This window comes from Sphingomonas sp. SAFR-052 (assembly GCF_051965015.1).
In the GTDB taxonomy this organism is placed as follows: domain Bacteria; phylum Pseudomonadota; class Alphaproteobacteria; order Sphingomonadales; family Sphingomonadaceae; genus Sphingomonas.
In genome coordinates, this window is sequence record NZ_JBQCMO010000002.1 from 294744 (window position 1) to 318195 (window position 23452).

The 23452-nt window shown below is 67.4% G+C and carries 23 protein-coding genes, 1 pseudogene and 1 riboswitch; of the genes and pseudogenes, 11 read left to right on the forward strand and 13 right to left on the reverse strand.

Translation table 11 applies throughout. The features are described 5' to 3' along the window. Positions 1-33 precede the first annotated feature (33 nt). The 5 genes from ACTHQV_RS04435 to ACTHQV_RS04455 all read right to left on the reverse strand — a co-directional run bounded on the left by ACTHQV_RS04435 (position 34) and on the right by ACTHQV_RS04455 (position 2580). Positions 34-237, reverse strand: a complete 204-nt coding sequence (locus ACTHQV_RS04435) for a putative signal transducing protein (protein WP_440488563.1) — start codon at positions 235-237, stop codon at positions 34-36. Further along, on the reverse strand, positions 237-1658 hold the full coding sequence (tldD, locus tag ACTHQV_RS04440; protein WP_440488564.1) for a metalloprotease TldD: 1422 nt from the start codon (positions 1656-1658) through the stop codon (positions 237-239). Before tldD ends, ACTHQV_RS04435 begins: the two co-directional genes overlap by 1 nt. A gap of 45 nt (positions 1659-1703) precedes the next feature. Beyond that, the gene (locus tag ACTHQV_RS04445; RefSeq protein WP_440488565.1) at positions 1704-1868 is read right to left on the reverse strand and encodes a hypothetical protein; all 165 of its coding nucleotides are present in this window, start codon (positions 1866-1868) and stop codon (positions 1704-1706) included. Between the two features lie 217 nt (positions 1869-2085). Further along, positions 2086-2310, reverse strand: coding sequence for a hypothetical protein (locus ACTHQV_RS04450; protein WP_440488566.1), 225 nt, complete (start codon positions 2308-2310; stop codon positions 2086-2088). A gap of 42 nt (positions 2311-2352) precedes the next feature. Next, entirely contained in the window at positions 2353-2580 is a 228-nt protein-coding gene (locus tag ACTHQV_RS04455) for a zinc-finger domain-containing protein (protein WP_440488567.1), read from the reverse strand. Between the two features lie 81 nt (positions 2581-2661). Here ACTHQV_RS04455 and ACTHQV_RS04460 point away from each other — a divergent pair, with 81 nt between their 5' ends. The 4 genes from ACTHQV_RS04460 (at position 2662) to ACTHQV_RS04475 (ending at position 7527) form a co-directional block, all read left to right on the forward strand. Continuing rightward, positions 2662-3597 carry an ABC transporter ATP-binding protein gene (locus ACTHQV_RS04460; RefSeq protein WP_440488568.1) on the forward strand — a complete coding sequence of 312 codons (936 nt, stop codon included), beginning with the start codon at positions 2662-2664 and terminating at the stop codon, positions 3595-3597. 138 nt (positions 3598-3735) lie between these two features. Further along, entirely contained in the window at positions 3736-4806 is a 1071-nt protein-coding gene (gene dinB, locus ACTHQV_RS04465; protein WP_440488569.1) for a DNA polymerase IV, read from the forward strand. A gap of 28 nt (positions 4807-4834) precedes the next feature. Continuing rightward, positions 4835-4943, forward strand: a riboswitch (TPP riboswitch). Between the two features lie 27 nt (positions 4944-4970). Then, the gene (gene thiC / locus ACTHQV_RS04470; RefSeq protein ID WP_440488570.1) at positions 4971-6857 is read left to right on the forward strand and encodes a phosphomethylpyrimidine synthase ThiC; all 1887 of its coding nucleotides are present in this window, start codon (positions 4971-4973) and stop codon (positions 6855-6857) included. Between the two features lie 82 nt (positions 6858-6939). Beyond that, positions 6940-7527, forward strand: a complete 588-nt coding sequence (locus tag ACTHQV_RS04475; RefSeq protein WP_440488571.1) for a hypothetical protein — start codon at positions 6940-6942, stop codon at positions 7525-7527. A gap of 70 nt (positions 7528-7597) precedes the next feature. Here the strand turns inward: ACTHQV_RS04475 and ACTHQV_RS04480 are convergent. Then, positions 7598-7864: pseudogene (locus ACTHQV_RS04480) on the reverse strand (Txe/YoeB family addiction module toxin). Continuing rightward, positions 7861-8106, reverse strand: a complete 246-nt coding sequence (locus ACTHQV_RS04485; RefSeq protein ID WP_242119535.1) for a type II toxin-antitoxin system Phd/YefM family antitoxin — start codon at positions 8104-8106, stop codon at positions 7861-7863. The pseudogene ACTHQV_RS04480 and the gene ACTHQV_RS04485 overlap by 4 nt, the downstream one beginning before the upstream one ends. An 88-nt stretch (positions 8107-8194) precedes the next feature. Between ACTHQV_RS04485 and ACTHQV_RS04490 the strand changes: the two genes are divergently transcribed. Beyond that, on the forward strand, positions 8195-9094 hold the full coding sequence (locus ACTHQV_RS04490) for a hypothetical protein (protein ID WP_440488572.1): 900 nt from the start codon (positions 8195-8197) through the stop codon (positions 9092-9094). Positions 9095-9378: 284 nt separating this feature from the next. Here the strand turns inward: ACTHQV_RS04490 and ACTHQV_RS04495 are convergent, their stop codons facing one another. From ACTHQV_RS04495 to ACTHQV_RS04515, 5 genes are all read right to left on the reverse strand, one after another. Continuing rightward, a complete protein-coding gene (locus ACTHQV_RS04495; protein WP_440488573.1) occupies positions 9379-9657 on the reverse strand; it encodes a hypothetical protein in 279 nt (92 codons plus the stop codon). 47 nt (positions 9658-9704) lie between these two features. Further along, the gene (gene ung, locus ACTHQV_RS04500; protein WP_440488574.1) at positions 9705-10433 is read right to left on the reverse strand and encodes a uracil-DNA glycosylase; all 729 of its coding nucleotides are present in this window, start codon (positions 10431-10433) and stop codon (positions 9705-9707) included. Beyond that, a complete protein-coding gene (locus ACTHQV_RS04505; RefSeq protein WP_440488575.1) occupies positions 10430-10735 on the reverse strand; it encodes an alkylphosphonate utilization protein in 306 nt (101 codons plus the stop codon). Before ACTHQV_RS04505 ends, ung begins: the two co-directional genes overlap by 4 nt. A 41-nt stretch (positions 10736-10776) precedes the next feature. Further along, positions 10777-12219: a S41 family peptidase gene (locus tag ACTHQV_RS04510; protein WP_440488880.1), complete on the reverse strand. Its 1443-nt coding sequence runs from the start codon at positions 12217-12219 to the stop codon at positions 10777-10779. A 128-nt stretch (positions 12220-12347) separates the two neighbouring features. Further along, the gene (locus ACTHQV_RS04515) at positions 12348-13403 is read right to left on the reverse strand and encodes a mannose-1-phosphate guanylyltransferase/mannose-6-phosphate isomerase (protein WP_440488576.1); all 1056 of its coding nucleotides are present in this window, start codon (positions 13401-13403) and stop codon (positions 12348-12350) included. 179 nt (positions 13404-13582) lie between these two features. Here ACTHQV_RS04515 and ACTHQV_RS04520 point away from each other — a divergent pair, with 179 nt between their 5' ends. Genes ACTHQV_RS04520 through ACTHQV_RS04540 form a run of 5 tightly spaced genes read left to right on the forward strand, consistent with a single transcriptional unit; the run spans position 13583 to position 21244 of the window. Continuing rightward, complete coding sequence (locus ACTHQV_RS04520; protein ID WP_440488577.1) at positions 13583-14971, forward strand: TIGR03013 family XrtA/PEP-CTERM system glycosyltransferase; 1389 nt, start codon at positions 13583-13585, stop codon at positions 14969-14971. Between the two features lie 4 nt (positions 14972-14975). Next, a complete protein-coding gene (gene prsK / locus ACTHQV_RS04525; protein WP_440488578.1) occupies positions 14976-17024 on the forward strand; it encodes an XrtA/PEP-CTERM system histidine kinase PrsK in 2049 nt (682 codons plus the stop codon). Continuing rightward, positions 17021-18376: a PEP-CTERM-box response regulator transcription factor gene (gene prsR / locus ACTHQV_RS04530; protein WP_440488579.1), complete on the forward strand. Its 1356-nt coding sequence runs from the start codon at positions 17021-17023 to the stop codon at positions 18374-18376. The genes prsK and prsR overlap by 4 nt, the downstream gene beginning before the upstream one ends. Beyond that, entirely contained in the window at positions 18360-20414 is a 2055-nt protein-coding gene (locus tag ACTHQV_RS04535) for a tetratricopeptide repeat protein (RefSeq protein WP_440488580.1), read from the forward strand. The genes prsR and ACTHQV_RS04535 overlap by 17 nt, the downstream gene beginning before the upstream one ends. A gap of 20 nt (positions 20415-20434) precedes the next feature. Next, the gene (locus ACTHQV_RS04540) at positions 20435-21244 is read left to right on the forward strand and encodes a DUF815 domain-containing protein (RefSeq protein WP_440488581.1); all 810 of its coding nucleotides are present in this window, start codon (positions 20435-20437) and stop codon (positions 21242-21244) included. Between the two features lie 24 nt (positions 21245-21268). On the opposite strand, the gene ACTHQV_RS04545 is transcribed toward ACTHQV_RS04540, so the two are convergent. Beyond that, on the reverse strand, positions 21269-23038 hold the full coding sequence (locus tag ACTHQV_RS04545) for an ABC-F family ATP-binding cassette domain-containing protein (RefSeq protein ID WP_440488582.1): 1770 nt from the start codon (positions 23036-23038) through the stop codon (positions 21269-21271). 98 nt (positions 23039-23136) lie between these two features. On the opposite strand from ACTHQV_RS04545, the gene ACTHQV_RS04550 reads away from it, so the two are divergent. Further along, a complete protein-coding gene (locus ACTHQV_RS04550; protein WP_440488583.1) occupies positions 23137-23439 on the forward strand; it encodes a PepSY domain-containing protein in 303 nt (100 codons plus the stop codon). Positions 23440-23452 lie beyond the last annotated feature (13 nt).

Below are 23452 nucleotides of genomic sequence, written 5' to 3' on the forward strand. Positions count from 1 at the left end.
TAATTTGTGCAACGCGGCACAATTGCCTGTTTTTCAGGCAGGCTCGTCGACGATCGCCCGCGCGTCGCCGAGGTCGTCGGCATCGACCATCACCCGCACCGGAATCAGCAGCCAGCTGCCGTCGCCGATGCTCGCCTCGCCGTCGAACGCGACCGCCGGGATGCCTTCGCTCTCCAGCCGCCCGACGATGATCTGCGCCTCGACGCGCGGGAAACGGCCGAGTTCCGCCAGCGGCATCAGGCGGTGCCGCCGACGGTCAGCCCGTCGATCAGCAGCGTCGGCTGTCCGACCCCTGCGGGCACCGACTGCCCGGATTTGCCGCACATCCCGACGCCTTCGTCGAGCGCGAAGTCGTTGCCGATTCCGCGCACCTGTTTCAGCACCTCCGGCCCGTCGCCGATCAGCGTCGCGCCCTTGATCGGCGCACCGATCCGGCCATTCTCGACGCGGTACGCTTCGGTGCACGAAAACACGAACTTGCCCGACACGATATCGACTTGGCCCCCGCCGAACGACTTGGCGAAGATGCCTTGTCTGACGCGCGACAGCAGCTCGGCGGGATCGTCCTTGCCGCCCGACAGGAAAGTGTTCGTCATGCGCGGCATCGGCGCGTGGGAAAAATCCTGACGCCGGCCATTGCCGGTCGGCGCGACGCCCATCAGCCGCGCGTTCAGCCGGTCGTGGATATAGCCTTTCAGGATGCCGTCCTCGATCAGGATATTCTCCTGGGTCGGCGTGCCCTCGTCGTCGATCGACAGCGATCCGCGCCGGTCGGCGATCGATCCGTCGTCGATCACCGTCACGCCCGGCGCCGCGACCCGTTCGCCGATCCGCCCCGTAAAGGCGCTGGTGCCCTTGCGGTTGAAATCGCCCTCCAGCCCATGGCCGATCGCCTCGTGCAGCAGGATGCCGGGCCAGCCGCTACCGAGCAGCACCGTCATCTCACCCGCCGGCGCGTCGACCGCCTCCAGATTGACCAGCGCCTGCGAGAGGGCAACGTCGATCGCGCGATTCCACGTCTCGGGCGCGAACAGCGAATCGTACAGATAGCGCCCGCCGATCCCGAAGCTGCCGCTTTCGCGACGCCCGTTCGATTCAACCACGATCGACACGTTCAGCCGCACCAGCGGGCGAACATCGGTGGCGATAAAGCCGTCGGGCCGCACGATCTCGACCACGCTCCACGAACCGAGCAGGCTGGCCGAAACCTGCACCACGCGGGGATCGCGCGCGCGCGCGGCGGCATCGATCAACTGGCACAGCGCCACCTTGTCCGCGAAGGGGATCAGGTCGAGCGGATCGGCGGCGGTATAGAGGTGACGGTTGTTCCCGCGCGGCGGCGGTGCCTTCGTGCCCTTCGCCGGATCGATCAGCGCCATCGTCTGCCCGGCACGCCGAATCGCCGCCTCGGACAGTTCGTTGGCATGAGCGAAGGCGGTCGTCTCCCCCGACACCGCGCGGAGACCAAAGCCGGCATGGGTGTCGTAGGACGCGGTCTTCAACCGCCCGTCATCGAAGCCGAACGCTTCCGAGCGGCGATACTGGAGATAGAGTTCGCCATCCTCGGCATTCGCGAGCGTCGCCTGCGTGGCGCGCAGCGCGGCGGCTGGGTCGAGGTCGCCGGAGTACAGGTACGAGCGGGGATCGGTCGGGGTCATTGCTTTAATATAGGGTGCGCTCGGGTCACGTCACCCGCGACTGTTCTATTTCGGCAAACGATCCTCGATCCGCAGCAATCTGCCATTGGTCGCTTCGGCCTGAACTTTCGCGTCGCCGCGTACATTCGCCTGCTCGACCCGAGCCGCCGTGATCTGGTTGGACACCATATCGATCTTGTTGCCGACATAGGCGTAGAGTCCGACGATCAATCCGACGAGGATCAGGTCCGCAGCAATGATGCCCCGCAGCAGCGAGCGAAGATCGTCCGCTTGCTGTTTCAGTCGTTCGTCGACTGATTTCTTCTAGTCTTCGCTTATGCCGCCCGTGGTGCCGTCGCCACCGCCGCTGTTCAAGCCACCAGCTGTCGCGCGTTCGGTGGCGCGACGTTCCAGTTCGCGCAGTCCAGTAGCCGGTGGTCGACGGTGCTCATGGCGCGACGCCGAGGAATTGCTTGAAGGCAGCCAGCGCTTCGTCGAGCGCCTGTTCACTCTCGCGGAGGGCCGTCAACGCCGCTGGTCGGTCTTCCGCTATCAGTTCGTTGATCGCCAGATGCTGACTGTTCACCGCGCTGAACAAAGGACTGACCAGCTCAAATATCTCCTCCCGCGTCGGCGGAGCGGAGATCGATCGCGGGTTGATGGGCGCATTCATGCTATCGTCCGTCAGCCGTTCGGCAAAGGATGATAGCTGCAATCAGCGCCCGGCACCATCCCCATGATCCTTCAGCTTGCTTTGATCCGCCCCGTCCGCCGGACCACCGATCAGCACGAAGCGCCGGTCGCAATAGCCGCAATCGACATAGCCCGTTTCGTCGATCTGCAACCACACGCGCGGATGGCCGAGCGCGGGGGCGATTTCGCCGGCTCCGTCGCAGGCGACGCGGGGGGTGGAGACGCGGAGGAGTTCGGGCGGAGGCAGCATGTCTGGGCGAATAGCAATGCCGCGAACCCTCGACAAGTCGGTGCTTGGCTTGGCGACGGGGCGGGCGTATCGGACGACCCCATGGAAACCCAAGCCGCCATCTCGATCCGCGACCTGTGCAAGACCTACGCCGCGGGGAAGGGCGGGGCGCCTGCAAAGGTGGCACTCGACGGCGTGTCGTTCGATGTGCCGCGTGGGCAGATCTTCGGCCTGCTGGGCCCCAATGGCGCGGGCAAGTCGACGCTCATCAACACGCTGGCGGGCCTCGTCAACAAGACCAGCGGATCGGCATCGATCTGGGGCTTCGACATCGACCAGCATCCGCGCAATGCCAAGGCGTCGATCGGCATCGTCAATCAGGAAATCTTGTTCGACCCCTTCTTTACCCCCGCCGAGACGCTGGAGATCCAGGCCGGGCTGTACGGCGTGCCCAAGGCAAAGCGCCGCACCATGGACCTGCTGCGCGCGGTGCATCTGGAGGACAAGGCGAACGCCTATGCCCGGACGCTCTCGGGCGGCATGAAGCGGCGGCTGATGGTCGCCAAGGCGATGGTCCACTCGCCGCCGGTCCTCGTCCTCGACGAACCGACCGCGGGCGTCGATATCCAGCTGCGTCAGCAACTGTGGGACTATGTCCGCGAACTCAATGCCGATGGCGTGACGGTGGTGCTGACGACGCATTACCTCGAGGAGGCCGAGGAGCTGTGCGACCGCATCGCCATCATCAACCATGGCCGCGTCGTCGCCAACCAGCCGACCCGCGCACTGGTCGGCATGGCGCAGGAAAAGGCGGTCGAACTGACCCTCGACCGCGACCTGACCGACCTGCCCGACGCGCAATGTTTCGAAAAGGTCGAGCGCAAGGGCGACCGGCTGCTCGCGATCACCTATCGCAAGGACGTGGCGAACGCCGGCGAGGTGCTGGCGGCGGTGACCGCGCAAGGCTACGGCATCGTCGACGTGGTTACCCGCGAGGCCGATCTGGAAGACGTGTTCCTCAACCTGACGAACAACTGAGGCGGCAGCCCCAGTGCCGACGCTCCCCCGCGCAGGCGGGGGAGTACGTCAAGCGTGCCGGGACTTCATTCGCCTTTTGTTCTTGCGCACCCTGCGCTCAACGGGCAAACCGCGCGCAGGCTACTGAAATCGCGCAGCATGTCGGAGCAGACCCGCAAGATCATCCATGTCGACATGGACGCCTTCTTCGCGTCGGTCGAACAGCGCGATGCGCCCGAGCTGAAGGGCAAGCCGGTCGCGGTCGGCGGGGCGAGCGGGCGCGGGGTGGTCGCCGCCGCCTCCTACGAAGCACGCGTGTTCGGGGTGCGCTCCGCCATGCCATCGGTCACCGCGATCCGGCGCTGTCCCGACTTGATCTTCGTGCGGCCCCGCTTCGAGGTGTACAAGGCGGTCAGCGGCCAGATCCGCGAGATCTTCCACGACTATACCGATCTGGTCGAGCCGCTGTCGCTCGACGAAGCCTATCTCGACGTCACTGCCAACCGCCGCGGCTTGCCGAGCGCCACCGCGACCGCGCAGGAAATCCGCGCCCGCATCCTCGAAACCACCGGCCTCACTGCTTCCGCCGGGATCAGCTACAACAAGTTCCTCGCCAAGCTGGCCTCCGACATGAACAAGCCCAACGGCCAGTTCGTGATTCCCGTAAAGGCCGGCCCGCGCGTCGTCGCGTCGCTCCCGGTCGGCAAGTTCCACGGCATCGGCCCCAAGACGGTCGAGCGGATGGAGGCACTCGGCATCCGCACCGGCGCCGACCTAGCCGGCTGGAGCCTCCCCGACCTGCAACGCACCTTCGGCAAGGCGGGCAGCTGGTATCACGGCATCGCCCGCGCCGAGGACCACCGCCCGGTCCGCCCCAACCGCGTGCGCAAGTCGTCGGGCTCCGAAACCACCTTCCACCACGACCTGACCGATCCGGCGGCGATCGAGGAACGGGTGCTGGCGATGGCCGACGATGTGTGGGACTGGGTCGAAAAGACCGGCCAGCACGGCCGCACCGTCACCGTGAAGGCAAAGTACGCCGATTTCCGCATCGTCACCCGCAGCCGCACGCTGACCGCCCCGGTCCACGACCGAGCGACCCTCCACGCGACGGCCCGCGCGCTGATCGCGACGCTCTACCCCTTGCGCATGGGATTGCGGCTGGTCGGGGTGACGATGGCCGGCTTCGGCGCGGGCGATCCGCCCAGCGGCCAGCTCGATCTGCTTTGACGCATCGCCCCAACGCGCCTACAACCGCACCCGTCCCCGGGGGAGCGTTTCGTCACGCTTGAGAGGAAGGCCGCAGCCTTCGACCCGCTGAACCTGATCCGGCTGACACCGGCGTAGGGAGGGAGCGGCCAATTCAGTTCCGCCCCCTCCGCATGGAGTGGAATATGGCAGACATCCCCGCACGCACCGAAATCGGCGTCACCACCGGAGCAATCCGTGGCAGCCGCAAGATCCATGTCGGTCCCCTGAACGTCGCGATGCGCGCGATCGACCTCGATCCGTCGTGCGGCGAACCGCCGCTCAACGTCTACGACACGTCGGGGCCGTACACCGATCCGAACGCGCGCATCGATATCATGGCCGGCCTGCCGCAACTGCGCCGCGACTGGATTCTCGCGCGCGGTGACGTGGAGAGCTACGACGCCCGCGAAATCCGCCCCGAGGATAATGGCCAGCTCGGTCCCGACCGTTCGGGCGGCGTCCAGCCCTTCCCTAACGTCGTCAAGCGCCCGCTGCGCGCCAAGGCCGGCGCGAACGTCAGCCAGATGCACTATGCCCGCCGCGGCATCATCACGCCGGAAATGGAATATGTCGCCACCCGCGAAAATCTCGGCCGCGAGATGCTGCGCGACTATGTCCGCGACGGCGAGAGCTTCGGCGCGGCGATCCCCGATTACGTGACCCCCGAATTCGTCCGTGACGAAGTGGCGCGCGGCCGGGCGATCATCCCCAACAACATCAACCACCCCGAAACCGAACCGATGGCGATCGGCCGCAACTTCCTGGTCAAGATCAACGCCAATATCGGCAACAGCGCGGTCGCATCGAACGTCGCCGCCGAAGTCGACAAGCTGGTCTGGTCGATCCGCTGGGGCGCCGACACCGTCATGGACCTGTCGACCGGCCGCAACATCCACGACACGCGCGAATGGATCCTGCGCAACTCGCCGGTGCCGATCGGCACCGTGCCGATCTATCAGGCGCTGGAAAAGGTCGGCGGCATCGCCGAGGAACTGACCTGGGACATCTTCCGCGACACGCTGATCGAACAGGCCGAACAGGGGGTGGATTACTTCACCATCCATGCCGGCGTCCGCCTGCCCTATATCCCGATGACCGCGAAGCGCGTGACCGGCATCGTGTCGCGCGGCGGGTCGATCATGGCGAAATGGTGCCTCGCCCATCACCGCGAATCGTTTCTCTACGAACATTTCGACGAGATCACCGAGATCATGAAGGCGTATGACATCGCCTATTCGCTGGGCGATGGCCTGCGCCCCGGATCGATCGCCGACGCCAATGACGAAGCGCAGTTCAGCGAGCTCTATACGCTTGGCGAACTGACCCACCGCGCCTGGGCACAGGACGTGCAGGTCATGATCGAAGGCCCCGGCCATGTGCCGATGCACAAGATCAAGGAGAATATGGACAAGCAGCTGCAGGTCTGCGGCGAAGCGCCCTTCTATACCTTGGGGCCGCTCACCACCGACATCGCGCCGGGCTATGACCATATCACCAGCGGCATCGGCGCGGCGATGATCGGCTGGTACGGCACGGCAATGCTCTGCTACGTCACGCCCAAGGAGCATCTGGGCCTGCCCGACCGCGACGATGTGAAGGTCGGCGTGGTCACCTACAAGCTCGCCGCCCATGCCGCCGATCTGGCGAAAGGCCACCCCGCCGCCAAGATGCGCGACGATGCGCTCAGCCGCGCCCGCTTCGAATTCCGCTGGCGCGACCAGTTCAACCTGTCGCTCGACCCCGACACGGCGGAGAGCTACCACGACCAGACGCTCCCGGCCGAAGGCGCCAAGACCGCGCATTTCTGTTCGATGTGCGGCCCGAAATTCTGCTCGATGAAGATCACGCAGGAAGTCCGCGACTTCGCCGCCAAGCAGAACGCCCCGGCCGACACGTTCATTGCCGCCGACAAGGCGGACGCGGAGCGCGCGGCCTTCGCGGGCGGATCGGCTGCGGCGGATGCCGGCATGGCGGAAATGAGCGAGAAGTTCCGTGAGAAGGGCAGCGAGGTGTATCTGCCAGCGGAGTGAGGCGGCCTAAACTCCTCCCCGCTTTGCGGGGAGGAGTTTGAACAATGTTTACGCGCCGATAGCTGGGTCGCATAATCGGTAAATGGCTGATTCTTTGCTAAACCGAATGAAGCAGGACTGGGAGCGCCAACCAGCTGCTATTTTTGCCCAATGTATATCGATAGGTCTGGCTATCGGTTTGGCTGCATGGGGTTCTGTTGTCCCGCCCTCGGGAGGCGGGTTTAAATACTCTGCATCATCTGCAAGCATTCCCCTAGCTTTGTTGGTAACTGGGGCCTCGGTGACTGCTACGTTATGTAGACCGATATTTAGAAAAACGGTGGTTGGAGGGTTTTCGATCGCGCTAGTACTGGCTTCAGCATGCATGTTAATTTTCGCGCAGATTGCGGCTGAACCTTTGGTAAAAAGTACACGTTATGTCAACGGAAGTTACAATGGATCGCTGCTAGATATTGCGTATTGGACTGTTTTTTTGATTTACATCGCTGTTTGCTCACAACCGGCTACTGAAAGGATAGCGGCCACCTGGGGGAAGACAAAATCTGAGGATGGTAAGGAGCATGGAGTTTCGCTCGCCGAACTCTCTGTCTTTGCGTTAGCATGGGGCTGGTGCTTGTCCGGCGCACAGCAAAGGATAATAGGTGCTTTTGTTGTGCAGCAAATCGGTTAGTAGTCTTAAGTCTAATTAATCAGATTTCGCAAAATCGATACGATCGCAAAATGAATTGACGCCTGTGGTTTTAGTAATGATACCGGCACTGCGCGACTTGAACTGCTTGCTCGGCTCCAGCCCCTGTCACCCGATACACCAGCCGATGCTCATGGCTGATCCGACGCGACCACTAGCCTGACAGGTTGCCGCCCAACGGCTCGGGTTTGCCGGTCCCCTTGAACGGATGCCGCCGGCATTCTTCGATCAGCCCGTTGATCTTCTCGACCATCTTGGCATCGTTCGCCTGCCAATAGCGGTAATCGTCCCAAGCCGTCGGCCAGAACGCGACCTTCACGGAAAGGGAACGCCTTCGTCGCCCTGTTCAAAACCGCGCACTGCTTCCAGCAACCGCTCCGCATTCTTCGGAGAGCGCAGCAAGTACAGTGTCTCTTCGATCGACGCCCATTCGCTCGCGGAAATCATCACGACGCCCTCGCCACGCTGACGGGTAATGGCCACCGGCACCCGGTCGGCGACGACCCGGTCCATGACCGATTTCAGATTGGCGCGAGACTCGGTGAAGCTGATCGATTCCATGAAGCCAACGTACGGAACATTGTACAGAAGGCAAGGGCCATGCAAAAACCCCTGTCCTACAAGTTCCCAATATGTTCCCCTCGCGACCATGCGCAACGACACCCAGCTCCCGGAGCATTCGCCCGCGCCCGCACCGGCGCTCGACCCCTCGAACCTGACCGTCGCGTCAGAGACGCCGTATCTCGACGCCAACGGCTATGACCCCGCCGCCTATCAATGGGTCCCGGTCCTGCGCAAACCGCGCAGCGACGGCTGGTCGGAGGCGAAGCAGCGCGACTTTATCGAGGCGCTCGCCGATGGCGGATCGGTCGCCGAAGCCGCACGCGCGGTCCATATGTCGCCCAGCAGCGCCTATCGCCTGCGCCGCTCGCCCGGCGGCGAGGCGTTCGCGCGCGCATGGGATGCCGCCGTCGCACAGGCGGTGGCGATGCTGGTCGATGTCGCGTTCGACCGCGCGATCAACGGCACGGTCGAGCCGGTGCTCGATGCCGATGGCCGCCGCATCGGCTCGCGCCATCGCCCCGGCGACCGCATGCTGATGTTCCTGCTCGCCGCCCATTATCCCGACCGCTACGGCAAGCAGCAGCGACGCCGGCTGGCGCAGGGCAAGGCAGAGGCGTCGCCCCCGGCTCCGACCCAGAGCGTCGCCGAGGCGCTCGACGCCCTGTCCCCCGTGCCCCCCACCGAGCCGGAAAAGCTGATGTCGCCCGCCGATCTCGACGTCGCAATCGAGGTTGCCGATCTGAACGACGGCAGCCTGCCCGGCTGGCTCGACCCCCATCGCCGCATCGAACCCGTCGCGGCTAGGCGGGCCGAACCGCCGCTCGACGACGCGCCCGACGCGCAGGACGATTTCTATATCGGCGAACCCGGCCCGCTGGGCGAGGCGTTCGAGATCGAACTCGAACTGGCCAAGCGCGGCGTCGTCGTTCCCCGGCCTAAGCCAAAGCCCAATCGCCGCGCGCGTCGCGCGCAGCGTCGAGTGTGAACTTCGTGAACTTTGGACGCGACGAAGGACGCTGCGCCCCGCCAACCGTCGACCCCAACCGCCACGGACGTCACCGCAGCGCAGGCTGGGGTCTCCTGGTACTGACGTGCCGCCGGAGCCGCGAGAGCCCCCGGCTTGTGCTGGGGTGACGATTGGGGGCGAGGGGACCGCCATTCCCCCGTCGCCCCGGATCAGGTCTCGGGTGACGGGGAGCGCAAACGCAAAAGGGGCGCCGCGCATGTCCTGCGCGGCGCCCCCCGGTCCGTCATGCCCCGTGGCGCGATTTACATCGCGTTCTTCACGGCCTGTTCGACCATGGCATTGTCGTCGTCGTCGGCCTTGTCGGCGGCGTCCTCGCCCATGTCGCGAACGTTTTCGGCCTGCGCTTCCAGCGCGTCCTCGACCTGTTCGTTGCTGGTCATGTCGGCCTGGTCTTCCAGCGCGTCGGCCTTGTTCTCGGTCATCGCCTCGATATTGTCGGCGGCCTTGTCGTCGGCATTGCCACCGCACGCGCCCAGCAGCATCAGCGCGGCCAGGCCGGTCGCCGTCATCATCGTCTTCATGGCAAATCCCTTTTCATGTCATCCCGCCGGATTGGCGGTCGGGCGCATCAATCGCTGGTGGCGGCGGATGGTTCCGGCACCGTATCGAGCGCGGGCAGCGACCAGTCGATCGTGCCGCGGCCCTGTGCGGCCAGAAAGGCATTGGCCTGGCTGAACGGCCGGCTGCCGAACCAGCCGCTATGCGCCGACAGCGGCGAGGGGTGGCGCGCGCGCAGCACGAGGTGCCGGCCCCCCGCGCTACGATCGCGGACGAACGCCGCCTTCTTCTGCGCATGCGCGCCCCATAGCAGGAACACGCTCGGCTCGGCGCGGTCGGCCACGGCATGGACCACCGCGTCGGTGAACGCCTCCCACCCCCGCCCGGCATGCGATGCGGCGCGGTGCTGCTCGACGGTCAGCACGGTGTTGAGCAGCAGCACCCCCTGCCGCGCCCAATGTTCGAGGAACCCATGCGCCGGCGGCGTGATCCCCAGGTCGCTGTGCAGTTCCTTGAAGATGTTGCGCAGCGACGGCGGCACCGCGACGCCGGGCCGGACCGAAAAGGACAAGCCATGCGCCTGTCCCGGCCCGTGATAGGGGTCCTGCCCGAGGATCACGACCCGCACCCTGTCGAGCGGGGTCAGTGCCAGCGCCGCGAACCAGTCGCGCGAATGCGGCAGGATGCGCTTGCCCGCCGCCTTCTCCGCCGTCAGGAACTCGCGCAGCGCCGCCATGGTGTCGCCGGCCAGCACCGGAGCCAGCGCCGCTTCCCAGCTCGGATCGATCCCGGCGATCATGTCCGCTTGCGCACGAACTCGGCGCGCAGCACCAGCCCCTTGATCCCGTCATACTTGCAGTCGATCTCCTGCGCATCGCCGGTCAGGCGGATCGACTTGATCAGCGTGCCGCGTTTCAGCGTCTGGCCCGCGCCCTTGACGGTCAGGTCCTTGATCAGCGTCACCTGATCGCCATCGGCCAGCACGTTGCCGACCGCGTCGCGCACCACGACCGCGTCGTCCTCGGTCGCGGGTCCCGCCGCCTGCGACGCCGGCACCCATTCGCCGCTCGCCTCGTCATAGATATAGTCGTCGTCGCTCATGCCGTCCCCTTTGCCGCTGCGGGGTAGCCGAGCGGGCCGGGTCAGAACAAGCCCGGCACCTCGCGCTGCACGGTCGACGGACGCTCGGGCTGCAACAGCGTGCGGCCCTCGATGCCGTCGCCACCGACGCGGAGACCATCGCGGGTCGATGCGGTCGCCGCCGCCGACCCGATCCGCGAACAGCTCCGCCCGGCAAGGAAGTCGAGCGCGCGGGCGACCGACTGTTCGCGCTCGTCACCTAGCGGATAGTTGATGTCGTCGTTCGCGACGCAGGTATTGGGGACGACCGTGGCGAGCCCGTCATAATAGGCCGCCGAGCGCGCCGAATTCTGCACCGCCAGCGCGACGACGCGCAGCCGGTCGTCGCATGCCGCCTTGTCCACCGCGATCTGCCCGACCGGCTTGCCATAGGTGTTGGTGCCGATCAGCGCCATGTTGTTGCCGAGATAGGGGACGAAGGCGTTGATGACCAGTTCGCTCGCCGATGCGGTGCGGCCGGTGCCGATGAAGGCGATCTTGGTCGGCGTCACCGACTGCGCGGTCGGGGCGAAATACCGGGTCTCGTTCTCCGACGACTTTTCGGGGCGGAACGTCGTGTAGCTATAGACTTGGCTGGTCGATTTGCCGCCGCCCAACAGGTCGCCCATCAGGTCGGCGACCGAGATCAGCCCGCCGCCATTATAGCGGAAATCGATGACGAACTCGGTGATCCCCTGCGCTCGGAAACCGGCGAACGCATCGCGCAGCGGCTGGTTGGCGGTGGTGATGAAGGTGCGCAGGTTGATGTAACCGACCTTCTTGCCGCCATCGGTCAGCACCTTGGCACCATAGCGGGTCGATACCGGCAACAGCGCGTAATCGGCCTTGGCGACGGTCTCGGTGCGGGTCGTGCCCTCCGCGGTGCGGAACTGGAAGGTGCGCGCGGTGCCGACCGTATCGGGGCCGAGCGCGTCGTTCAGCCCGTCGGTGCCGCCGGCGTCGATGATCGCCGACACGCTGCGCAGATTGCCGCTGCTCGTGCCGATCTGCAGGATCTCGGTCCCGCGATCGATGCCGGCATTGAGCGCGGGCGCGCCTTCGAACGATTCGATCACGAACAGGCGGCGACCGGTCGTGTCGAGCGCGAAGCGGGTGCCGAAGCCCGCGGTCGCACCCGCATCATAATAGGCGTCTTCCTCGGCGATCGAGGTCAGATAGGTGAAGTACCGGTCGCGCCGCTGCGCCCGCGCGGTCGCGGTCAGCGCGTCGATATAGGCATCGACCGTGGCATAGGGCGTAGGATCGAGGCTGGCGGGCAGCGTTTCGGGGAACAGATACCATTCGCGCAACTGCGCCAGCGCCCAGTCCTGTCGCTCACGCAGCGAACAACCCGCGGTGCTGGTCGGAGTCGGGGTGGGAGTCGCGGACGGGGTGGGCGAGACCCCGCTGCTGCTGCCCCCGCCTAGGACGCTGCCGCCCCCGCCACCGCCGCAGGCCGACAGCATCGCCAACACGCCCAACGCCGCACCGAATCCTACCCGCACAACGCGCACTCCATCCTGTCGCGACAGCCTAGGCCGCGCACCGGCGAAGGGAAGGGGGATTCGCCCGTGCGCTAACGTACTGCGCCGGTTCAGTTCCCCTTCATCGCGTCGAGCAGCCGCTTGACTTCCTGCGACCGGCCGCGCGGCAGGATCAGCACGTCGTTGCCGCTGGCGACGACGATCAGGTCGCTGACCCCGACCATGGCAATGCGCACCCCGTCCGACCGGACGAGGCAGCCGGTCGCGTCGAGCAGCGTCACGTCGCCGCCGGTCGCGTTGTGCGCATCGTCGCGGTCGCTGATCATGTGCAGCGCATCCCAGCTGCCGACATCGCTCCACCCCATCGCCACCGGCGCGACCGCGACCCGGTCGTCGCGCTCCATCACCGCATAGTCGATCGAATCGGACGGGCTGGCGGCGAACGCTTCGGCGTCGGGGCGGATGCAGATGCCGTCGCGCGCCGCCTGGTCCATCGCGCTTTGCGCGGCGTCGAGCATCGCCGGCACGAACCGGCCGATCGCCTCCAGGAACCGGTCGGCGCGGAACAGGAAGATGCCGCCGTTCCACGCATGGTCGCCCGATGCCAGCATCGCCTGCGCCGCATCGAGCGGCGGCTTCTCGACGAAGCGATCGACGCGGTGCACGCCGTCGGCCAGCGGTTCGCCGACCTTGATCCAGCCATAGCCGGTCTCGGGCGCGTCGGGGGCGATGCCGAACGTCACCATCCAGCCATCCTCGACCAGCGGCAGTGCGCGGTCGATCGCGGCGCGAAAGGCGTCCAGGTCGTGGATGACATGGTCCGACGGCATCACCAGCAGCGGCGCGTCCCCGCCGCCCGCGGCGATCGCCGCCAGCGCGATGGCCGGTGCGGTGTTGCGCCCCATCGGTTCGAGGATGATCGCCTGCGGCGCCGAACCGATCGCGGAAAGCTGTTCGGCGACCGGATCGGCATGCGCGGCATTGGCGACGACGATCGGCGCGGCAAAGCCGTCGCCCGCGGCGCGGCGCGCGGTCAGCTGCAACATCGTCTCGGCGGCGGTCAGGGCCAGGAACTGCTTGGGACGTTCGGGACGCGACATCGGCCAAAGACGGGTGCCCGCGCCCCCGGACAGAATGACGGGGACGATGGCGGGCGAAACGGGCATGGATCGGATCTCCGAAAAGGATCAGGCAGGCGAAAACCGCCCGCCCGGACGGGCAAGCGACTGTTGCGATACAACAACGATGTGACAATGCGTATCCATCGCGTTCAGTATTTCTTTGCGCTTTCGCGCGATACGGGCTGGGTGTCGGACTGGCTTACAAGCGTATCGAGAGCCCAGCGATGATTCGGCTGTTCAAACATTATATCCCGCACGCCGTATTGCTGCTGGGGTTGCTAGACTTCCTGGCGTTGCTGGTGTCGGCCGAGCTCGGCTGGGTCACGCGGGCGATGCAGATCGACATGGGGATCGAGCCGATCCACACCCGCATCCCGCAACTGCTCAGCTTCGCGATCAGCCTCGAAACCGCCTTGGTCGCGGTCGGCATCTACGGCACCGACGCACTGCAATCGATCAAGTTCGCCGCGGCGCGGCTGATCGTCGCGGTCGGCGTCGGCGCGATCCTGCTGGCGGTCGTGTTCTTCATCGCGCCCTCGATCACCTTCTGGCGCTCCAACCTCGTCTATGCGCTCGGCTTCGCGGCGGTGCTGCTGCTGGTGCTGCGCGTGCTCACCGGCGCGCTGCTCGGCGGGCAGGCGTTCAAGCGGCGGGTGATCGTGCTGGGCGCCGGGCCGCGGGCACAGCGGCTGAAGGACCTTGGCCAGACGCCCGGTGCCGGCTTCGTCGTCGTCGGCTATATCGCGATGAGCGAGGCGAACCGGGTGATCCCGGAGGCGATCGCCCGCGACGCGATCTACAACCTCGCCGACCATGTCGTGCTGCTCGGCGCCTCCGAAGTGGTGCTGGCGCTGGAGGAACGGCGCAACGCCCTGCCGCTCAAGGACCTGCTGCGCATCCGCACGACCGGGGTGCACGTCAACGAGATCTCGACCTTCCTCGAACGCGAGACCGGCCGCGTCGACCTCGACAGCGTCAGCCCGTCGTGGCTGATCTTCTCCGACGGCTTTTCGTCGGGGCGAATGGTGTCGAGCGCGTTCAAGCGGCTGTTCGATATCGCCGCCAGCCTGTTGCTGCTGACGCTGACGCTGCCGGTGCTCATCGTCGCCGCCATCGCGGTGAAGCTCGACAGTCGCGGGCCGGTCTTCTACCGCCAGCGCCGCGTCGGACTGTACAGCACCGGCTTCGACATCCCCAAACTGCGTTCGATGCGCACCGATGCCGAAGCGGCGGGTAACGCCGTCTGGGCGGAGAAGAACGACCCGCGCATCACCCGCATTGGCCGTATCCTGCGCAAGACGCGGATCGACGAACTGCCGCAATGCTGGAGCGTGCTGATCGGCGAGATGAGCTTCGTCGGCCCCCGCCCCGAACGCCCCGAATTCGTATCGGCGCTGGAGGACAAGCTGCCTTATTACGCCGAACGCCATATGGTGAAGCCCGGCATCACCGGCTGGGCGCAGATCAACTATCCCTATGGTGCGTCGATCGACGATGCCCGGCAAAAGCTCGAATACGACCTCTATTACGCCAAGAATTATTCGCCCTTCCTCGACCTGCTGATCCTGCTCCAGACGCTGCGTGTCGTGATCTGGTCGGGTGGTGCGCGGTGAGCCGATGCTGATCGGGATCATCGTCTGGGGCCATGCGATCGCCGCGCTGCTGTTCGGCGCGCTCGCCTTCTGGACCGCCGATCGCGGTGCGGCCGATGCCGCGCTGCCCCGCGGCTGGCTGTCGCTGGCGCTGGCGCTGACCGCGCTGTGGACGCTTTCGGTCGCCGGGATCGGCGATGCGCAAGCGATCTCGCATCTGTTCGCCGGGTTGCGCACGCTCGGCTGGCTGGTGCTGTTGATCACGATCCAGCACCGCGCCGGGGCCAATGACGCCGGGCTGGGCCGGACGCTCGCCTATGGCAGCGTCGCCGCGGTCGACATGGCGCGGCTGGTGCTCGACTTCGCTGCCGCCGCGGCCCCGGCGACACAGGCGGCGGCGATGATCGCGCAGGTATCGACCGTGCTCGGTGCGCTCGCGGCACTCGGCGCGCTGCTGCTGCTCCACGGCATGTTCCCGGCCGCCGCCAGTGCGGCGACGCGACTGGTGCTGCTCGCCGCCGGTGCCTTCTGGCTGATCGACGTCAATCTGTGCATCGCCGCCTATCTACTCGGGCAGGCGCCGGGCGAGCTGATCGCGGCGCGCGGTATCGCGCTGGCGGCGATGGCGCTCCTCGTCGCACTCGCACTGTCGCGGCCGGGCGAGGGCGGGGTGCAGCTCTCGCGGACCGCGACCTTCCATACGCTGTCGGTGCTGGGGCTGATCGCCTATTTCGCGGTGACGATCATGGCGACCAGCCTGATCGCGACGCTGGGCGGTGCCTATGCCCGCATCGGCCAAACCGCGTTCGTCTTCGGATCGACCGTGGCGGTGCTGACCGCCGCCTCGTCGGGCTGGCTCAGGGCATGGGTGAAGGTCAAGCTGGTCAAGCACCTCTTCACCCATCGCTACGACTATCGCGCCGAATGGACCCGCTTTACCGAGACGCTGGGCGAGCCCAAGGGCGCAGCACCGCTCGACGAACGCCTGGTCAAGGCGGTCGCAGACCTGACCGACTCTCCCGCCGGGCTACTGCTGGTGGCGCAGGGCGACGGGCTGGCTATCGAGGCGTCGTGGCGTTGGGAGGGCAACGCGCTGGGCGATGCCACCGCCGGCGTCGCGCTGGCCAGACATCTGCGCGCGACCGGCCGCATCCTCGAACTAGATTCCCTGCGCGATCGTCCCGATGGCGCGGACGGGGCGGCGGTCCCGGCGGCGATGCTGGCGCATGACGATGCATGGGTGGTCGTGCCGCTGCCGCATCTGGGGCAGCTGGCCGGCGCGATCCTGCTGGCGCGACCGCTGGTCGCGCGTGCGCTCGACTGGGAGGATTTCGACCTGCTACGCATCGCCGGGCGACAGGTGGCGAGCTATCTGGCCGAGGAACGTGCGCAATCGGCGCTGGCCGAAGCGCGCCGGTTCGAGGAGTTCAACCGCCGCTTCGCCTTCATCCTGCACGATGTGAAGAACATCGTCAGCCAGCTGAGCCTCGTCGCCCGCAACGCCGTGCGCCACGCCGACAATCCCGATTTCCGCGCCGACATGGTCGCGACCTTGAACGAGTCCGCCACCCGCATGAACGACCTCCTCGCCCGCCTCTCCGAACGCGAACCCGCCCGCGAACAGGCGCTGCGCCCGGTTCCATTGGCGAGCGTGGCGGCGGGATCGGCGGCGCGCTTCCGCGCGCGCGGCGCGGTGGCGGTCGAGGGGCCGGCGACGCTGCATGCCGCGGCCGATCCGGCGCGGTTGCAGCAGGTGGTCGACCATCTGGTCCACAATGCACTCGACGCGAACGGCAGCGATCCGGTCCGCATCGTGTTGGGCGCGGCGGGCGACTCGGTCTGGGTCGAGGTGATCGACACCGGCATCGGCATGACCGGACAGTTCATCCGCGACGAGCTGTTCCGGCCGTTCGTATCGTCGAAGCCGTCGGGCTTCGGCATCGGTGCGTTCGAAGCGCGCCAGTTGGCGGTCGCCATGGGCGGCCGGATCGATGTCGACAGCCAGCCCGGCCGGGGATCGCGCTTCCGCGTGACGCTGGCGGCGGCTGTCCCCGTGCTGGAGCAAGCGGCATGACGATGCGCAAGTGCCTCTTGATCGTCGAGGACGATGCCGGGCTGCAACGCCAGTTGCGCTGGGCCTATGACGGCTATGACATTATCGTCGCGGGCGACCGCGAGGCGGCGATCGCCGCGGTCCGGGCCGAGGAACCGCAGGTCGTGACGCTCGACCTCGGCCTGCCGCCCGATCCCGACGGCGTGACCGAAGGCTTCGCGACGATGGAGGCGATCCTTGCGATCAAACCCGATACCAAGATCGTCGTCGCCAGCGGCCATGGCGACCGGGCGAGCGCGCTGCGCGCCATCGACCTTGGCGCATGGGATTTCTACGCCAAGCCGATCGATATCGACGCGCTGGGCCTGATCGTCGCGCGCGCCTTCCACGTCCATGCGCTGGAGGCGGAGAACCGTCGCCTCGCCGACCGGATCGAGGGGCAGGCGGTGCTGGGGGGCATGATTACCGCCGCCCCCGAAATGCTGAAGGTGACGCGGACGATCGAGCGCGTCGCCCCGGCCGACGTGTCGGTGATGCTGCTGGGCGCGTCGGGCACCGGCAAGGAATTGCTGGCGCGCGGGGTGCACGACGCATCGCGGCGCAAGCGCGGCAATTTCATCGCGATCAACTGCGCCGCCATCCCCGAAACACTGCTCGAAAGCGAGTTGTTCGGGCATGAGAAGGGCGCGTTCACCGGCGCGGTCAAGACGACCGAGGGCAAGATCGAACAGGCGGCGGACGGCACGTTGTTCCTCGACGAGATCGGCGACGTGCCGCTGCCCTTGCAGGTCAAGCTGCTGCGTTTCCTCCAGGAACGGGTGATCGAGCGGATCGGCGGGCGCAAGCCGATCCCAGTCGACACGCGCATCGTCTGCGCGACGCATCAGGATATCGACGCGATGGTCGCCGATGGCCGGTTCCGCGAGGACCTGTATTACCGGCTGGCCGAGATCGTGGTGCGCATCCCGTCGCTCTCCGAACGGCCGGGCGATCCGGCGCTGCTCGCGCGCCATTTCCTCGACCGGCATGCCGCACAGATGGGGCTGGGGCCGAAGCGCTTCGCCGCCGATGCGCTGGCGGCGATCGAGGCATGGGGCTGGCCGGGCAACGTCCGCGAACTCGAAAACCGGGTGAAGCGCGCCGCGATCATGGCCGATGGCAAGGCGGTGACCGCCGCCGACCTCGACCTCAATCCCGCACAGGCGGTGTCGGGACCGATCAACCTGAAGGCGGTGCGCGAGGCGGCGGACCGCGCCGCGATCCGCTCGGCACTGGCGCAGGCGCAGGGCAATATCTCGGGCACGGCGCGGCTGCTCGGCATCAGCCGCCCGACGCTCTACGATCTGATGAAAAGCTATGACCTGCAACCCTGACCGGTCGATCCGCGCGCTGCTCGGCATGGGCGGGCTGGCGATCGTGGCGGGGATGCTCGCCACGATCGGGGGCGCGCTGCCCGCGCGCGCCGACGCCGCCGATGCGCAGATCAAACTCGCGCAGGCGCTGGCGCAATATGAGGGCGGCCACTGGACGCAGGCACGCGAAGCGGCGCAGGCGGCGACCGCCACCGATCCGAAATTCGGCTTGGCACAGGCGGTACTCGCGCGCACCCACCTAGCACTCGGCGAAGGGGTCGCGGCACAGGGCGCGATCGACCGGGCGGTGGCGGCGGGCTTCGATCCCGACCGCATCCATCAACTCCGCGCCCATGCCCAGTTGTTGCAGGGCGACGCGACCGGCGCCATCGCCGAGGCTGACCGGACAACGGCGCGCTATCGCCCCTATGCCGACCGCATCCGCGCGCAGGCGCTGGCGGCAGGCGGCGACGTCGCCGCCGGGCTGAACGCGCTGGAAGCAATCGTCGCCCGCACCCCACAGGATGCGGAGGCCTGGGTCGCGCTCGGCCAGTTGCGGATGGGCGCCGGCGACATGGTCGGTGCGGTCAATGCCGCGGCGGCTGCGGTGCAGGCAGCGCCTTCGTCCCCCGATGCCTTGCGGTTGCGCGCCGAAACGGTGCGCACCCAATATGGGCTGGTCGCGGCCCTGCCGTGGTTCGAAGCGGCGTTGCAGCGCGATCCCTATCGCTATGACACGCTGATCGAATATGCCGCAACGCTCGGCGATGCCGGCCGCGCGACCGCGATGCTGGATGCGGTGCGCCGGGCGATGGCGGTTCGCCCCGACAGCGCGCAGGGCTATTATCTGCAGGCCGTGCTGGCGGCTCGGGCCGGCGATTACGATACCGCCCGCAGCATCCTCGACCGGACCGGGCGTGGCGTCGCCGGAGTGCCCGGCGCGCTGCTGCTGAGCGGGTCGATCGATTTGGCGCAGGGCAAAGCCGGGCAGGCGGCGGTCGCACTGCGCGAACTGGTCGCGCGGCAACCGACCAACGTTACCGCGCGCAAGCTGCTGGCGCAGGCGCTGTTGCAGGGCAATGCCGCGCAGGAAGCGCTCGACTATATCCGCCCCGCGGCGGCGCGTGGCGATGCCGACAGCTATACGCTGACGCTGGCTGCGCGAGCGATGGAGCGGCTGGGCGACCGGGCGGGGGCGGCGGCGATGCTTGACCGTGCGGCCTCGCCCGCGCGCGGCCGTTCGAGCGCGTTCGCGCCCGACGACGATCTGGCGATGCTGGCCGAGGATGCACGGCTGACCCCCGGCGATCCGGCGGCGGCTGTCCCCTATATCCGCGCGCTGGCCGCAGCCGGCGACACGGCCGAGGCAGTGGCGGCGGCCCGGCGGGTGGCGACGGCCAATCCCGGCGCGCCCGCCGCGCAGCTGGTGCTGGGCGATACGCTGTCCGCGGCGGGACGGATGGGCGAGGCGGCCGATGCCTATGCGCGTGCCGCCGCGACCCGGTTCGACGAGGCGACGATGCTGCGGCTGGTCGACGCGCGCGACCGCGCCGGGCAGCGCGCGCAGGCGAGCGCCACCCTGTCGCTCTATTTCGCGCAGAACCCGGCCAGCATCGCCGCGCTGCGGCTGGCCGGGCAGTGGCAGGCGGCGGCCGGCGAAGACGCTGCCGCGATCGACACGCTCGAACGGCTGCGCGCGCTGGTCGGCGATGGCGATGCGGCGGTGCTGGCCGGACTCGCCAACGCCTATGCCGGTACCGGACAACCGGGCATCGCGCAGGATTATGCCGCCGCCGCCTATCGGATCGCGCCGGCCAATCCGCTGGTCGCCGACACGCTCGGCTGGGCACTGTTCACCAACGATAATATTGGCGCGGCGATTCCGGTGATGGCGAAGGCGGTGCGGATCGCGCCCGCCCATGCCGGCATCCGCTGGCACATGGCGCAGATCGCCGCCGCCGCCGGGGACCGTCCGGCGGCCATCGCCAATGCCCGCGCGGCATTGGCAGACAAGGGCTTTGCCGATCGCGCCGCGGCGCAGGCGTTGATCGCGGGGTAGCGGCTGGTTAGGGCGGCGGCATGACCGATCCGCTCCTTCGCATCGCCGCCGCGCTCGAACGCCTGTCGCCATCGCCGCCGCCCGCCGCCGATCCGCTGACGCATCCGGCCTATGGCTGGGACGGGGCGGTGCTGTCGGCCGCGCGCGGGTTCCGGCCGCTGCCGATCGGGCGGCTGGTCGGGATCGATGCGCAACGCGACGCGCTGACCGCCAATCTCGCGCGGCTGGCGGCGGGGGCAGCGGCGCATGACGTGCTGCTCTGGGGCGCGCGCGGCACCGGCAAGTCGGCGCTGGTCAAGGCGGCGGTGGGTCAGGTGCAGGCCGATGGCGGCAGGCTGGCACTGGTCGAGGCACCGGCGACCGCGCTCGCCAGACTGCCCGCGCTGTTCGCGCTGCTCTCATCGGTCGAGCGGTCGTTCGTGGTGTTCGTCGACGATCTGGGCTTCGACACGCCCGCCGATGGCCGCGCGCTGCGATCGTTGCTGGAGGGTGGCGCGGAGGGGCGCCCGCCGAACGTCCGGCTGATCGTCACCGCCAACCGCCGCCACCTCGTGCCGCGCGATCTGAAAGAGCAAGACAGCGCCATCAACCCGCGCGACGGCATCGACGATGCGCTAGCGCTCGCCGACCGGTTCGGCCTGTCGCTCGGCTTCCACGTCGTCGATCAGGACCAGTATGTCGCGATCGTCGAACGCTATTGCGCGGCCTACGGCCTGCCGTTCGACGGACAGGAAGCGATCAACTGGGCTACGAAACGCGGCAGCCGCTCGGGCCGCGTGGCGTGGCAATATGTGACCGAGCTGGCGGGCCGGCACGGCAAGGCAATCTAAATCCTCCCCGGCACGGGGAAGAGCTTACGCCTCGGCCATCTCCGCCAGCGCCAGCCAGCGCTCCTCCGCCGCGTCCTTTTCGGCCCGTGCCGTGTCGATCTGCGCAGTCAGCGCCGCGAAGCGCTTCGGGTCCTTCGTGTACAGCGCCGGATCGGCCAGGAGCGCCTCATCCCGCGCGATCGCCGCCTCCAGTTCCTCGATCCGGCCGGGCAGGATATCGAGGTCACGCTGGTCCTTGTAGCTCATCTTGGTCGATTTGGGCTTGGGCGCCGCCGCCTCGACCGGCTTCGCCTTGGCCTTCGCCACCGTCCGCTCGCGCCGCTTGGCGACCCAGTCGGCATAGCCGCCCGGCACGACATCGACATGGCCCGAACCGTCCAGCCCCAGCGTCACTGTCACCGTCCGGTCGAGAAAGTCGCGGTCGTGGCTGACGATCAGCACCGTGCCGGCATAATCGCCGATCACCTCCTGCAACAGATCGAGCGTCTCGAGGTCGAGATCGTTGGTCGGCTCGTCGAGCACCAGCAGGTTCGACGGCCGCGCGAATTCGCGTGCCAGCAGCAGCCGCGACCGCTCGCCGCCCGACAGCGTGCCGATCCGCGCCTCGGCGATCGACGGATCGAACAGGAACTCCTTGAGATAGCCATGGACGTGCTTCTTGGAGCCGTTGACCTCGATCCAGTCGCCGCCATCGGCCAGCACGTCGCGCACGCGCTTTTCGGGCGCCATCAGCTTGCGCTGCTGGTCGATGACGATCCCGTCGAGCGTCTGCGCGCGCATGATCGTGCCCGCATCTGGCTCCAGATCACCGGTCAGCAGGCGCAGCAGCGTCGTCTTGCCCGCGCCATTGCCGCCGACGATGCCGATCCGGTCGCCGCGCCGCACCCGCAGCGAAAAGTCCTTGAGCACCGTGCGGTCGCCGAACGCCTTGGTTACATGCTCGGCGTCGATCACGACCTTGGTCTTGGTGTCGTCGGCCTCGACCTGGATCTTGGCGGTACCCTGCGGCCCCTGCATCGCCGCACGCTGCGCCCGGAGTTCGTGCAGCTTTTCCAGCCGCCCCATGTTGCGCTTGCGCCGCGCGGTCACGCCGCGGTGGAGCCAATGCTCCTCGATCTTGAGCTTCGCATCGAGCCGCTGCGCCGCGCGTTCCTCCTCGGCCGCCGCCTGTTCCATCCACGCCTCGAACCCGCCAAAGCCGATCTCCGCACGACGGATACCGCCGCGATCCAGCCACAGCGTCGATTTGGTCAGCCGCGTCAGGAAGGTACGGTCGTGGCTGATGACGATGAACGCGCCGTTGAAGCGGTTCAGCCATTCCTCCAGCCATTCGATCGCCGACAGGTCGAGATGGTTGGTCGGTTCGTCGAGCAGCAGCACGTCGGGATTCTCGGCCAGCGCCCGCGCGATCGCCGCCCGCCGCCGCTCGCCGCCCGATGCCGTCGCCGCCTCGCGGTTCAGGTCGATGCCCAGCTGGTCGGCGATCGCATCGACCTCATGCTCGGCCGGCGCGTGGGGGCCACGGAGCGCGAAATCGCGCAGCGTCGCATAGCCGTCGACCTTCGGGTCCTGTTCCAACAGCACGACATGCGTGCCCGGCACGATCGTCCGCCGCCCTTCATCGGCATCGATCGATCCGGCGATCAGCTTCAACAGCGTCGTCTTGCCGGCACCATTGCGCCCGATCAGCGCCAGCCGGTCCCGCTGCCCGACATGAATGTCGAGCCCGCGAAACAGCCAGCCATTGCCCTGGATCAATCCAAGGCCCTCATAGGACAATATCGGTGCAGCCATGTGTGGCAGGTAAGCCGCAGTCGCGAACGAAGCAAGTTACGCCAGCCTGTCTGCCCTATTCACGGGCTGTTCAACGCCTTGCCCCTATGCCACGCCGCATGTCGATGGTCGTTCGGTTCCTCGTTCCGGGATTGCTGGCGGTATCGGGTGTTGCGCAGGCGATGCCCGATCAGTTGCTGCGCGATCATCAGGCGGCCCGGACGGCGCGGGCGGAAGGCAGGATCCTGCCGCTGCGCGAGATCGAGCGCCGCGTCGTGCCACAGGTGCGCGGTGCCCAGTATCTCGGCTTCGACTATGATCCCGATCGCGGGATTTACACGCTCAAATTCCTGCGCGATGGGGCGGTGATCTGGGTCGATGTCGATGCCCGTACCGGCCAGATCACCGGCCGCAGCCGTTAAACTAGGGGAGTAA